Source organism: Pedobacter ginsengiterrae, from assembly GCF_039537385.1.
Lineage (GTDB): Bacteria > Bacteroidota > Bacteroidia > Sphingobacteriales > Sphingobacteriaceae > Pedobacter > Pedobacter ginsengiterrae.
The window spans coordinates 176,106-189,153 of sequence record NZ_BAABAK010000016.1 but is presented as its reverse complement, the minus strand read 5'-3'; the positions used below and the strand labels follow the sequence as shown (position 1 = coordinate 189,153).

Annotated in this window: 12 protein-coding genes, 1 tRNA gene and 1 pseudogene; 10 read left to right on the top strand and 4 right to left on the bottom strand. The window is 33.7% G+C overall.

Going from position 1 to position 13,048, the window contains the following annotated elements:
* Positions 1-30: 30 nt before the first annotated feature.
* Positions 31-606, top strand: coding sequence for a 2'-5' RNA ligase family protein (locus ABD692_RS16640; RefSeq protein ID WP_344768763.1), 576 nt, complete (start codon positions 31-33; stop codon positions 604-606).
* A gap of 1 nt (position 607) precedes the next feature.
* Here the strand turns inward: ABD692_RS16640 and tamL are convergent, their stop codons facing one another.
* Entirely contained in the window at positions 608-3,013 is a 2,406-nt protein-coding gene (gene tamL, locus ABD692_RS16635; RefSeq protein ID WP_316757904.1) for a translocation and assembly module lipoprotein TamL, read from the bottom strand.
* Here tamL and ABD692_RS16630 point away from each other — a divergent pair.
* The 3 genes from ABD692_RS16630 to ABD692_RS16620 all read left to right on the top strand — a co-directional run bounded on the left by ABD692_RS16630 (position 3,004) and on the right by ABD692_RS16620 (position 4,098).
* Positions 3,004-3,750 carry a TrmH family RNA methyltransferase gene (locus ABD692_RS16630; RefSeq protein ID WP_344768761.1) on the top strand — a complete coding sequence of 249 codons (747 nt, stop codon included), beginning with the start codon at positions 3,004-3,006 and terminating at the stop codon, positions 3,748-3,750. The genes tamL and ABD692_RS16630 overlap by 10 nt on opposite strands.
* Positions 3,751-3,819: 69 nt before the next feature.
* Positions 3,820-3,893 (top strand) — tRNA-Cys (locus ABD692_RS16625).
* 34 nt (positions 3,894-3,927) lie between these two features.
* A complete protein-coding gene (locus tag ABD692_RS16620; protein WP_123205146.1) occupies positions 3,928-4,098 on the top strand; it encodes a spore protein in 171 nt (56 codons plus the stop codon).
* Positions 4,099-4,174: 76 nt separating this feature from the next.
* Here the strand turns inward: ABD692_RS16620 and xerA are convergent.
* Positions 4,175-4,945, bottom strand: a pseudogene (gene xerA, locus ABD692_RS16615) (site-specific tyrosine recombinase/integron integrase); the annotation flags it as partial.
* A 279-nt stretch (positions 4,946-5,224) separates the two neighbouring features.
* Here xerA and ABD692_RS16610 point away from each other — a divergent pair.
* The 6 genes from ABD692_RS16610 to ABD692_RS16585 all read left to right on the top strand — a co-directional run bounded on the left by ABD692_RS16610 (position 5,225) and on the right by ABD692_RS16585 (position 11,093).
* Entirely contained in the window at positions 5,225-5,581 is a 357-nt protein-coding gene (locus ABD692_RS16610) for a hypothetical protein (protein WP_344768756.1), read from the top strand.
* A 745-nt stretch (positions 5,582-6,326) separates the two neighbouring features.
* The gene (locus tag ABD692_RS16605; protein ID WP_344768754.1) at positions 6,327-7,265 is read left to right on the top strand and encodes a DUF6985 domain-containing protein; all 939 of its coding nucleotides are present in this window, start codon (positions 6,327-6,329) and stop codon (positions 7,263-7,265) included.
* Positions 7,266-7,441: 176 nt separating this feature from the next.
* The gene (locus ABD692_RS16600; protein ID WP_344768752.1) at positions 7,442-8,419 is read left to right on the top strand and encodes an XAC2610-related protein; all 978 of its coding nucleotides are present in this window, start codon (positions 7,442-7,444) and stop codon (positions 8,417-8,419) included.
* 161 nt (positions 8,420-8,580) lie between these two features.
* Positions 8,581-9,432, top strand: coding sequence for a GNAT family N-acetyltransferase (locus ABD692_RS16595; RefSeq protein ID WP_344768750.1), 852 nt, complete (start codon positions 8,581-8,583; stop codon positions 9,430-9,432).
* Positions 9,433-9,568: 136 nt separating this feature from the next.
* Complete coding sequence (gene nudK, locus ABD692_RS16590; RefSeq protein ID WP_344768748.1) at positions 9,569-10,147, top strand: GDP-mannose pyrophosphatase NudK; 579 nt, start codon at positions 9,569-9,571, stop codon at positions 10,145-10,147.
* A 280-nt stretch (positions 10,148-10,427) separates the two neighbouring features.
* Positions 10,428-11,093, top strand: coding sequence for a DNA alkylation repair protein (locus ABD692_RS16585; RefSeq protein WP_344768746.1), 666 nt, complete (start codon positions 10,428-10,430; stop codon positions 11,091-11,093).
* Between the two features lie 99 nt (positions 11,094-11,192).
* On the opposite strand, the gene ABD692_RS16580 is transcribed toward ABD692_RS16585, so the two are convergent.
* Together ABD692_RS16580 and ABD692_RS16575 are read right to left on the bottom strand one after the other, a co-directional pair.
* Entirely contained in the window at positions 11,193-12,224 is a 1,032-nt protein-coding gene (locus ABD692_RS16580) for a quinone-dependent dihydroorotate dehydrogenase (protein WP_316757887.1), read from the bottom strand.
* Positions 12,225-12,382: 158 nt separating this feature from the next.
* The gene (locus tag ABD692_RS16575) at positions 12,383-13,033 is read right to left on the bottom strand and encodes an NAD(P)-dependent oxidoreductase (RefSeq protein WP_316757886.1); all 651 of its coding nucleotides are present in this window, start codon (positions 13,031-13,033) and stop codon (positions 12,383-12,385) included.
* Positions 13,034-13,048 lie beyond the last annotated feature (15 nt).

Genomic DNA, 13,048 nt, shown 5'->3' with positions numbered 1-13,048 from the left:
ATATTGCTAATTTTTTTAGTAAATTTGAGTATGGAAAATCTATTTTTAGTTTGTTTAATTCCATCTTTATCAATAATGGAAGATGTAGATGTTATTAGAAATGAAATTTCTGATAAATACAAAGTTTACAAATCGTTAAAGCGCCCTGTTCATATTACGCTATATAATCCAGTAAAGATTTCATCCTTAGAAATGGAAAAAAGTTTTTTTAAAGCTTTGGAAAGTGCGTCTTTTTCTGAAAGTTTTTCGCAGGTTTTAAAAGGTTTCGGTTCCTTTGCTCCGCACACCATATTTATTGATGTTGATCGAAACGCACACATTATGCAATTGCAAGCTCAAATAAAATCGGCGCTTAAGCCTTTAGCTTTGATAAATCAAAAAGACAGCTTTAAATTTAATCCTCATCTTACCATTGCTTTTAAAGATGTGAAACCTGAAACTTACGCTTCAATTATGGATGAGTATAAAGACAAGAATTTTAAGCGTGAGTTTTTTGTCGACAGATTTTGGGTTTACAAACACATAGATAAAAGATGGCAGCCTTATAAAGAGTTTTTATTTAAAAACCCAAAAGACGAACCTAAACCATTAAGCCTTTTCGATTAAATTAAAACGGCATTCCAATACCGAAATTATATTGTAAAAAGCGGTAAGTATCTGGCGCATGCGTTGCGTTAAAGTTGTTTCTAAAATCTCGTCCGCCCGATAAAAACTTACTAACTACCCATTGGTCTGACCCTGAAAACTGTGGATCTTTAAGCTTTAATCCAACATCAAATCTGAATACAAAATACTGTACGTCATATCTTAAGCCTAAACCCGCTCCAATAGCAAGTTGCTGTACAACTTTGTTTAATTTCAACATGCCTTCCTCACCATTATCAGCATTTAAATTCCAGATATTTCCTGCATCAACAAAAGCTGCACCCTTTAAAACACCACCAAAAAACTTTCTTAAAACCATGTAACGATATTCGAAGTTGGTTTCGATACGCAAATCTCCTAATTGATCTAAACCAAAAACAGCTCTTCTCAAAGTATCATTGCCTAAAGTTTCTCTGTTGTAATTTCCTGGGCCTAAAGTTCTGGCTTGCCAGGCTCTTATTCCGCTCGATCCGCCAGCAAAGAACCTTTTCTCAAAGTTCATAAAAACCGAATTTCCGTATGCGTAACCTAAACCAGCATTCATACGTGCAATAAATTGCCTGTCGCCACCCAAATGTTTGTACCAGCGTATATCGACCTCTGGGCGAACATATTGATTGTAAGGTAAGCCCAATATTTTACCATAATCCCTAACAAGCGAATCGCCATCGATAAAATTATTAGGATTATGTTTAGCACCAGTTAAATTCGATATGGCTTGAAGCATATTGCCCGCAATATCAATTCCAGCCCTTAAATAAACAAAACTCCTTAATTGATTAAGTTTGTTGGCATTTAAGGTATAAGTATACTTCATACCTAATGTTAAATCTTTTCGAGCTAATAAGGTGGAGTAGTAAAGGTTATTTAGAACTGTATTTTGATCTACACTTGGATCTAAACTCCCAAATCTGTATTCGAAATTTAAGGGCGTAAAAGAGTGCAACTTTGATTTCGTTTCTACCCAATCGTAGGTAACTGAATTAATAAATATATTCCTTACCGAAACATCTTTCTGTAAAGCATAAATATAACTCGAAGAGAAAGTAGTATGCGGCATGCCATTACCGCCTAATTCTGGTTTGTAAAATGGAATAATTAAACGAGGTACCGATATGCTTGCGCTCACCGAAAAATCTTTTTGATAAATATCGCGAAATGGCGAAGTTCCGTTTCCAATTCTTGATTGCAAACCACCTTTTACCTGCAACTCAAATCTTTCTGCACCACGAAATAAATTATTATTGGTATAGGTATTACTTAAGTTGAAGCCCACCGTACCACCGTTAAAAGGAATTTCTCCTTCTACCCGATTACTCATCACCTTTTGTGGTGTTAACAGAATTATCGGACTTATTTTATTTGAAGTACTATCTCTTCTGAAATATTCAATTTTAACATTTTTAAATACATTTAACTCGTACAGCCTGTCAAACGTTAAACTTTCATTTCTAATATCGTATAATTCGCCCTGCTTTAAAAAATCGTAACGGGTTATAGGGTTTCTTCTATATCTTTTTGATAAATCTGTAAACGAAATTCCGCGAGTTGTATCTCGGCTTACATAGTTTCTTAACGAATCTGGAAATCCATCAGGACTTGGGGCAATAACCATGTAAGTTGTACCAATGTTGTATTGTTTGTGATCGCCTGCAGGCGGATTAGTAATATTCAATTTCAAATCTACCTTTTTTACATCTCTGGTTTCTATAACATCGAAATTTACATAAGGTCTTAAAAAATAAAAATATCCATTTTCTTTCATTACCCTGTTTACTTGCTCACGTTCGTAAGCTAACGAATCTGCATCGTACTGCATCCCTTCGTGTAAGTGCGTAAAAGTTGGCTTGGTAGAATTGTATATGCTTTTAACACTTTTAGTTGCAATAGAGTCGCTTAACTTTCCAATAAACGATGGAGGACCTGGTTGAGCCTTAAAATTAACTTCTGCTTTTTTATCTTTTACATTTATATCGGCAGTAACTTTGGCTTGAAAATAACCTTTTCCTTTTAAAAATTTTTCTATTTGATTTCTGGAAATCTCGACCAAAGCACTATCCAAAATTGCTGGTGGCGAACCAAAAGGTTTTATATCAGTTGTTTTGTAACGGCCATCTTTAGTATTAAATAAATTATACAATGGTACGTTTATGCCAAAGGCAGATGATGGCCTGATATCTTTCTGAACGTAGTTATAAGCCTGCTCTTCAAATTTCTTATCAACACTATCAATAGTAACCTTTTTAACTATCGATTGATAATCGGGAATGTATTTAGTTGATGAACAAGCCTGCATTAAAACAATAATTAATAGTAATATTGCAGGGCTTTTCAGTTTAGAATATTTAAAGGATTTGTATGCTTTCAAAATCTCAGATTAGTTTTATTAAATCGTTACATCAAAAAAAATACCGTAAAGAAACTGGGTTATTCCTTGTTGAAGGTATAAAATCTATTAAAGAATTTATACAAGCTCCATACCAGATTCATTCCATATTTTACATTGGCGAACAGTATAACTTGTTACCCAAATTACCCGCAAATATAAACTTATTTGAAGTAAACAACGCTGAATTAAGTAAGATTAGTACTTTACAAACACCACAAGGTTTTTTAGCTGTCATTCATATTCCTGAAACGAATACAATTCATTTAAAAAACTTAAAAAATCAATTTACATTGATTTTGGATGGCGTGCAAGACCCTGGTAATATGGGCACAATTATACGCACTGCCGATTGGTTTGGTTTTAAAAACATAATCTGCTCAGAAGATTGTGTAGAGGCTTATAATCCAAAAACTGTGCAGGCAACAATGGGTTCGCTAGCCAGGGTAAATATTTATTACGAGAACTTATTTACGCTGTTAACAGATAACGAAATCCCTGTATTTGGAGCATTACTCGATGGAAATTCTATCTACAAAACCAATTGGGGCAACGAAGGATTAATTATTTTAGGAAACGAAGGAAAAGGTATTACCAAAGAAGTTATAGCCAAAATTAATCAGCCTGTTACTATACCAAGATTTGGCGAAGCAGAATCACTAAATGTAGCAGTAAGTGCCGCAATTTTTTGTTCGGAAATAGCACGGACAAAAAATTAATATGATTAATTGTGAATTTATATTTGCGAGCTAACTAATAATTGCTATTTTTGCAACCTTGAATTTCAAGGTCGAGTGGCCGAGTGGCTAGGCAGAGGTCTGCAAAACCTTCTACAGCGGTTCGAATCCGCTCTCGACCTCCATTTGTACAAATAAAAATAATAAAAGGTTATTACCATGGCAGTTACCAGATTAAAAAGAAAAGACAGAAGAAATAAAAACTTTGCACAACAAGATGTAGATTTTTTAAAGAGAGCTACTAACATCGAGTTAGGAAGCCGCTCTGCACAACCTAAAAACGATCAATTAGCAAAAAACAATGCTGTTTTAGCTGGTTTGGCAAAATAGTTTTTAGAATCTTCTAAAAAAATTAAAAGCATCCTTCTGATCAAAGGATGCTTTTTTTTGCTTGTATTTTTCCTTGTTAGAAATCGAGCGGACTTTGTACTTTCCTTTTAACTACATCGGTAATATGCGTATAAATTTGCGTGGTATTTAAACTATTGTGTCCAAGCAGTTGTTGTATATACCTAATATCTGTTCCGTTTTCTAATAAATGTGTAGCGAAACTATGTCGTAATATATGTGGCGAAACATCTTTAATTATTTTTGCTTTCGCTGCAGCATCTTTTAATATAACTTGCACACTTCGAGAAGAATATTGATACCCAGATTGCCCCTCAAACAAATAAACTTTTGGGCGATACAATTTAAAATAAGCCCCTAGTAACGGCAAAACGGCTTGCGGAAGCATTACCTGCCTATCTTTTTTTCCTTTTGCCTGATTAATATTGATTACGCCATTATTGGAATCAATGTTATTTATTTGCAGGTTTATTACTTCGCTTAATCTTAAACCGCAACCGTACAGTAAACTCAAAATTGCTTTATGCTTTAAATTTTCTACTACTGCAAGAATTTTCTTAACCTCTTCCCTATTGAGGTATTTAGGCAACTTTTGTTCCGTTCTTTTAGGAAAAAGGTAATCGATTTTTAGCGTTTGATCGAAAACCATTTTATAGAATAGCTTTAAACTCCCTATTAAATGCTTTTGATACGCAGCCGAAATATTCTTCTCTCTAATGATTTGATATAGATATTTTTCGATAATTTGTTCATCTATATTTTCTATACCCGTGCTGCTATTTTCTTTAAAAAAGCTAGCAAGAGCAGCTGTGTAAGATTTTATTGTTGATTCACCATACCTGCAATCTGCATTTTTTGTTTAAAAATTTCTGAATATTTCATATTTGACTGAAAAGGTGTAACATTCGTAAATCCAAAAAACATAATCGCAAACAACAGGGGTTAATCATCTGAAGATAAACAAAATAGGAATAAAAGAGAGACGAGAAAAATTTTTATTTGCGAATGTTAATTAATTTGGCTTTGCGAAATGCGTAAGTTTAGGTGTTAGGCGTCAGCAAAGAACGTGCACTTTCATAAAGTGAGAAGACGATAAAAAACACAAATTATGTGGATACATTTTAGAAAAAACAGCAGTAACTCATATGGCGGTGGTTTAAATGAACCGTTCGGTTATTTTGGAAGAATTATTTTGGATAAATTTCAAACTGAAAATATAGAATTTCCCTACGGAGAAATTGAAATCTGTTTGGCTTTCTCATCATCAAAAGAAAAAAATCAAGTACGTAAAGAATGGTTTGCAAAACTACCACATTACTACCGTGGCAAAACAATGGTTCGGATTACTCTTCCAATGGCTGAAAAAGAAAAAAACCTGACAGATATGCTTGAAGTTATTGATAAGGCTTTGAAATTATCATTTCGAAAAAGAAGCAAGATGACGGATATGACCCGCAGAAACTAAAAGCAACTCTATCTCAACTGGGTAAGGAACTGCAAGAGACAGATTTATGGAAATTAAATGATAAATATGAAAATATTTTAAGACAGGAAGCTATAGAAAAGCGTCTTCAAGAGAGGGCAATTCGAGAACAATCAGATGAAGAAAAGAAGAAGTTGGTTTATGACTTACGATTTATGTACTATCTTCCGAACGTAGATAAATTTTATTTTTCTCCTTACGAAAATCGTTTTCGTGAAAGAATATTAGAAAAACTTCGAGAAAAGAAATTTCGACTTCCCAATTATACTCACTTATATATTATGATTTCTGACACCTTTGAAAATTCTTTGTATCACGCAATTAGAGCCGAGAACTGGTTTGTTTATGGAATTGCGGTCTTAGAAAATTTTGCAGATTATCCAGCAAAACAAGAAATTGAAAAGCAAAGAATTGTTTTCGACTTGATAAAGCAAGGTTTAAATTGACAAATTAGATGCCAAAATTCTCAAAGAAGCATTGGATGAAGTGGAACAAAAAATCTTTAATAGAAAACAGGGAAGAACAGAATTGCCGAACGCCTAACAAGGGTTTTGCAATAGTGGGATGAAACTGCAAAGTTCAACGGCAGTTCTTCGATTGAACTATTGTGCAAAATCGAAGATTTGCGCTTCAACTGCCCCACCCAAACGCCAAGCCCCGAAACGTTGGCTGATGGATGTCCGAACCGCGCAACCAAAACAAATCTGAACAATAAAGAAACAACGAAATGTCCAACGCACAAAATATCATAGCTGAAATCGACACTTTTTTAGATAAGTCAATGTTGAGGAAATCTAAAATAACAAAACAGGAATTAATCAATTTTATAGAACAAAAATGGCAAGAAGCAGATAAAGAAAAGTACAATATTCATCAAGGAAGTATATTTATTGGAAGAATGATAAATGAATATATCAACATAAATGATTTTGAAAATATGATGAGATGGATTGTGGAGATGGATGCACATTCACTTTCAAAAAAACATCCTGCTTATATAAATAGTTATTACAACGGAGAATGTTGCTTAGAATGTGGAAATGAGGAAAAAGCTCTCGAATTTTTTAAATTATGTTATGCCGAAAACAAAGATTACATTTTTACAAGAGCTCCATTTTGTTATCAATTTTTCAATAAACATCTTGAAAATCCAAAAGAGCTGACTAATAAAAAAGATAGTGATGAAGAAGGTTTTGACATCATTTTTGAATTAAAATATTGGCAGGATTTCTTCAAGGAAAATGAAAAATTGTATTATAATTTGCTTGATGAAGATGGCGAAATTGTCGAAAAGCCAACCACAGATCAACAAAACGGTTTAGAGTATTTACAAAAAAATCAAGAGATAATTTTAAGAAACTTACTCAATGAACTCTTGAAAAAATATCCTGACCTACAGAACATCTATAACTATTCGGAAGAAAACAAACAAGATTTTATGCCTGATTTAAAAGGCATTCAGGATTTTCTAGACTTGTTAACACCGATTAATTTTTATGTTACATCTGTAATTAAAGAAGGCTATCCGTACATAGGTTTTGGCTTTTCTTGTTCGTGGGACAGCGAACACGGTTTGGGAGTAATGACACACAAAGACAGAATTATAGAAATAGCTGGTGCAGACATAGCATTTGACACCTGGACAGCAGAGAAAGATTTAAAATAAAGGCAGAACTAAATCCACACATCAGCTTGTCAATATGGAGAGCGAAACTGCAAAATTCAACGGCAGTTCTTCGATTGAACCCTAGTAATAATATCAACTTTTGTGCTTCGAAATCCCGCCCGAAAGCAAAGCCCTGAAACGTTGGCGGCAAGCATAAACCTAAACTACACAGACAAATGACACGAATAGCATTCATTTTAATTTTTCTACTTTCAAAATCTGCATTTTGCCAGACAACATTTGTCGTTGACAATTTTTCAAAAGATTATTTAGGCAAATTATATATTGCAGACACAACAGAAGTTTTTAGCAAAGGTTGGGTTGCAGTCTTCGACAAGAAAACTAAGAAACAACTTATTAAAATCAGTTCGGACGAATTAACCTTTACCCTTCATAAAGGAAAAGTTCTTGCCAACGTAAAAGAAATGCCTTACGGTGAACAAAGTTCAATTTTATACAAAGATTTCAATTTTGACGGGATAAAAGACTTTGCAATTATGGACGGTCAAAATAGTTGTTACCACGGACCATCTTTCCAAATCTATTTGGCTACAAACAATGGATTTGAACAGAATCCTGAATTTACTGAACTTGCACAAGATTATTGCGGAATGTTTGACATTGACTACAAAACAAAAACAATTCGCCCAATGACAAAAAGCGGCTGCTGTTGGCACCAGTATTCAAATTATAAAGTAAAAAATAACAGCCCTTATCCAATAAAAATAGTTGAAGAAGGATTGAGTCCTACAGGAATTACGTGGGATATGGAAGAACAGAATTTGATTAAAGGAAAAATGGTAATATCTAAATATCAAATTTTTGAAGTAGAGGAAAATAAAGACAAAATTTTGCTTTCTTTTGGATTTGAAAATAAGAAAAAAATGCACGTTTGTAAAACAGAATCTATTTTGTATTATGCTTTTACTGACGCAAACGACAGAATAGAATTACTTTACAACGATACATTCAAATATTCAAATGGCGAAAACACTTTGTCATTTACAAATCATAACACAGAGTATATCATTTATGAAGACAAGATAATAGCAAAAACACCTAACAACAAATACGAATTGAAAGCTGTTAGCAACACAAAATTTGGAACATTGACAAAGTTGAAAAACTTAAAAATTGAAAACGTAATAAATTGAAAATGCTAGCCGCTAGCAGGGGTTTGCCAAAAGCGGGGGCTGAACAGCCTCGATTGAACATTTGTGCACGGTTCAATAACAGTAATTCTATTGAAGATTTGTGCTTTTATTGCCCGCCCGAACCTAAAGCCTCGAAACGTTAGCTGTAATTTTAAAAAACAATGAAAAAAATTGACACGCTTGAAAAAGTAACATTTGAAGAAATAGCGGAGACATTTAATTCTGCTTTTTCTGATTACGTTTTGCCAATTACATTTAGCAGGAAACAGCTTGAAGCTAAATTTTTGAGTGAAGGTGGAAGATTAGATTTATCTGTCGGTGTCTTTGATAACAGCAATCTGATAGCCTTTATCTTACATTTCATCAATAGTTCAGAAGGAAAAATAATAAACTATAACGGCGGGACAGGAGTAATTCCAAGTTTTAGAGGAAATAATCTGACTTCGAAAATGTATGACTACATATTACCTAAATTAAAAGAAAACAAAGTAGAAGAAATGATTTTGGAAGTATTGACAGAGAACATACCTGCAATAAAAACATACCAAAAACAAAGATTTAATATTATCAGAGAGCTTAATTGTTTCAAAGGAAAACTGAAATTCAAAGCATCAAAAAACATTGAAGAAGATTACAAAATCATTAGGCTAAAAGATTTGAATTGGAATTTGCTCCAAACATTTTGGGATTATACACCAACTTGGCAAAATTCGATTACAACGATTAATAACTTGCAAGACCAAAACATTTGTTTCGGAATAACCAAAAATGATAAAATACTTGGCTATATCATTTTTAATACAAAAATCAAAAGAATACATCAATTAGCGATTGATAAAAAATTCAGAAAGATTGGCTTAGGAAGTCTATTGCTGAATTCAGTTTTTGAAATCGAATCGGAAGAAATTTCTTTTATCAATATTGACTCAAGATTTGATGGGTTTGGCAATTTTCTCGAAGGCAGAGGAATGAAAAATTACACAAATCAATATGAAATGAAACGTAAAATATAAAAACTGCAATCAACAAAGGTTTCACAATAGTGGAGCAAAACTGCAAAGTTTAATTTTTAGTTCTTTCATTCGATTTTTTTTTGCAAAATTGAAGATTCTTTATTTATATAAAAGATTAAAATTAAGCCAACATACAATGATAGACAACATTAAGATATTAGATTCTAAAGTTCTTTCTGACAATTGGTATGTACTTCGAAAAATAACTTACGAATACACCAAAAAAGACGGAAAGAAACTGATTCAAAGTAGAGAAGCTTACGATAGAGGCAATGGTGCAACAATTTTACTCTACAACCTGGAACAAAAATCAGTAATCCTTACCAGACAATTTCGTCTTCCAACATTTGTAAACGGAAATGAAACAGGGATGTTAATTGAAGCCTGCGCAGGTTTATTAGACAAAGACAATGCTGAAGATTGTATCAGAAGAGAAACCGAAGAAGAAACGGGCTACAAAATAACCGATGTTCGTAAAATATTTGAAGCCTATATGTCGCCAGGTTCAGTGACAGAAATTTTATACTTCTTTATTGCCGAATATGCAAAAGAAATGAAGGTTAATGAGGGCGGCGGACTTGAGCACGAAGAAGAAAATATAGAGGTTTTAGAAATTGATATTTCGGAAGCAATGAAAATGGTAGAAAGCGGCGAAATTAAAGATGGAAAAACAATAATGCTTCTTCAATACATAAAGCTTAACAACATATTGTAACACAAAAAATTATTTAAAATTAAGACGAAATGAAAAACAAAATAGGTTTCAATCCAATTTTTGCATTACTTGCGTTTCCAATAGGACTAGCATTGTTTCGAGAATTTGACTTTCAAAATTTCGAATTTAAAAAACCTGCTCTAGGTATTCTTTACCTTATTACGTTCATTACTTGCATTATTTTAATGTTAAAAAAAAATAAAACATTAAGCTAAAGAGCAAATAATACCATTAATATGGTTCGCGAAATAAATATTTTGAGTATTCTAATTTTTAAATTATGAATTTTACCGAAACACTTTCAACATTACAATCGCTTGGCGACGAAAAAGTACGCAAGCAACATATAAAAAATGGTGCGCGTGAAAATCTTTATGGGGTTAAAATGGGTGATATCAGGTTACTGGCCAAGAAGATTAAAACAGATCATAATTTAGCTCTTGAACTCTGGAAAACAGACAACATTGACGCAAGAATGTTGGCGATTTTGATTCTTAACCCGAAGGAATTAACTGCAGCAGAAATTGAGGAAATGGTATCATCAGAGCAATTTGCATGGGCCGCAGATTGGTTTTACAATTATATCGTGAAAGAATATCCTGCTAAGGAAGAATTTAGAGAAAAATGGATGAATTCGAACGATATAATGCTGGCCCGCGCTGGCTGGAGTTTAACTGCAGGGAGAATTACTAGAAATCATGAAGGAATGAATATCGCTGCTATTCTGGATAAAATTGAAAAAGAAATGCCTAAAGCAGCCAAAGAAACGCAATGGACAATGAATACCACACTTGCCCAAATTGGTATTAACCACCCAGAATACAGGGAAAGAGCATTAGCTATTGGAGAGAAACTCGGAGTTTTTCGCGATTATCCTGTATCAAAAGGCTGCACCTCACCCTTCGCTCCTATTTGGATTAACGAAATGGTGAGCAGACAAAAATAATTCAACAATAAAGCAGGTACCGAAATTTTATCAGGGAAAATTCCAGGATAAAAAGGAATGCAAACTAAAAAAGCTGGAGCATTTAATCTTTCCGCTTTTTTATTTAACCAATGATTTACAGATCGATTTAATTAAGCCTGGTCCTTCGTAAATAAAACCAGTATATAATTGAACTAAGCAAGCGCCAGCATCTAATTTATCTTGTGCATCTTTTGCCGAATGAATCCCACCAACCCCGATAATTGGAAAGGCTTTATTTGATTGCTCTGAAAGGTACTTAATTACTTCTGTAGAGCGCTCTTTAACAGGTTTACCGCTTAAGCCACCCATTTCTCCAGCTAAAACTTTTTCTGTAGCCAGGTTGTCTCGGCTAATAGTGGTATTGGTTGCAATAATCCCAGCAATTTTAGTCTCTGCTACAATTTCAATAATATCATCTAGTTGTGCATTGGTTAAATCTGGTGCAATTTTCAATAAAATCGGGCGAGAAATATCGTTTTTACGATTACGCTGTTGCAGCGTATTCAAAATATTTTTAAGTGGCTCTTTTTCTTGTAATTCGCGTAAGCCAGGTGTATTCGGAGAACTTACATTAACTACGAAATAATCTACAACATCAAAAAGCCTGTCGAAGCATTTAATGTAATCACTTACCGCATCTTCGTTTGGCGTGGCTTTATTTTTTCCAATATTTCCACCAACAACTATATCAGGATGTTTATCCTTAAGCAGACGTAAACGTTCTGCCATCACATCAACACCTTTATTATTGAAACCCATGCGGTTAATCAAAGCTTCATCATTCGGCAAGCGAAACATTCGAGGCTTGTCATTTCCAGGCTGTGGCATTGGTGTTACCGTTCCTACTTCAATAAAACCAAAGCCTAAATTACTTAGTGCCTCTACATATTCGCCGTTTTTATCAAAACCAGCGGCTAATCCGACAGGATTTCTGAATTTGATTCCAAAAACTTCTTTTTCTAAACCTTTAATGTGAATATCAAAACTGCTGCGGATAATGGTTTTTCCTAATGGAAATTTATCATTAAACCATTTTAACCGCTTAACTACGAAATAATGTACGTTTTCGGGATCAAATTTGAAGAAAATTGGTTTAATAAGGCGATACATGATGCGAAGATAAATAAAATATGGAAAATAATGGAAAATGTAAGATGGAGGAGAAATAATTGAAAATAGGAAAACCTATCGCCTGGTTTATGCCCAATCATGTCTGTTATTCTTACATCTCCATCTTACATCACACACATCTTCGATCTCTCATGAAACTAGTATGCCGCAGTAAATTGCTCTTGATGATGTGCATTGTTTTCCAATTCATCAGCCAAAACAATTGACAGATCTTCTACTGATAAAATTGAACGGCCTTCTTCATTAAAAACTGGAGAAGTTTTACCTAAACGATATTTACCAGTGCGACCAATTGTAATACCTGGATGCATTTCGATTGCAGGACTGAAAAACAACCAATCCAATTCTTTTTCTTCTTTCAGCGTATTAAAATAATCTCTTACAGCCGATGCACCAGGATAAATTTCTTTTGGAAATTGCGGACCATCGACCAATTGATTTCCATCAATTTGCAAAGTTCCTGCACCACCAATAAAAATATAACGTTTAACACCAGATGCTTTAACCGCTTTCTGGATGGCTTCTGCACCAGCAACAGTATCATCGTAAAGGTTCGGGTTAGTCCATCCTGCATTAAATGCACTTATAACGGAATCTGCACCTTTCAAAGCTTCTGCTAATTTTTCTGTGTCCAATACATCAACAGCAACTTTGGTTACTTTTGCATCCGAGTTTTCAATTTTATTTGTATTACGGGCAATTGCAATTACATCATTACCACGGCTTACTAATTCGTTTAAAAGGGCTTTACCTACAAATCCTGAGGCGCCTATTAATGCTACTTTCATGTTATTTAATTTTTA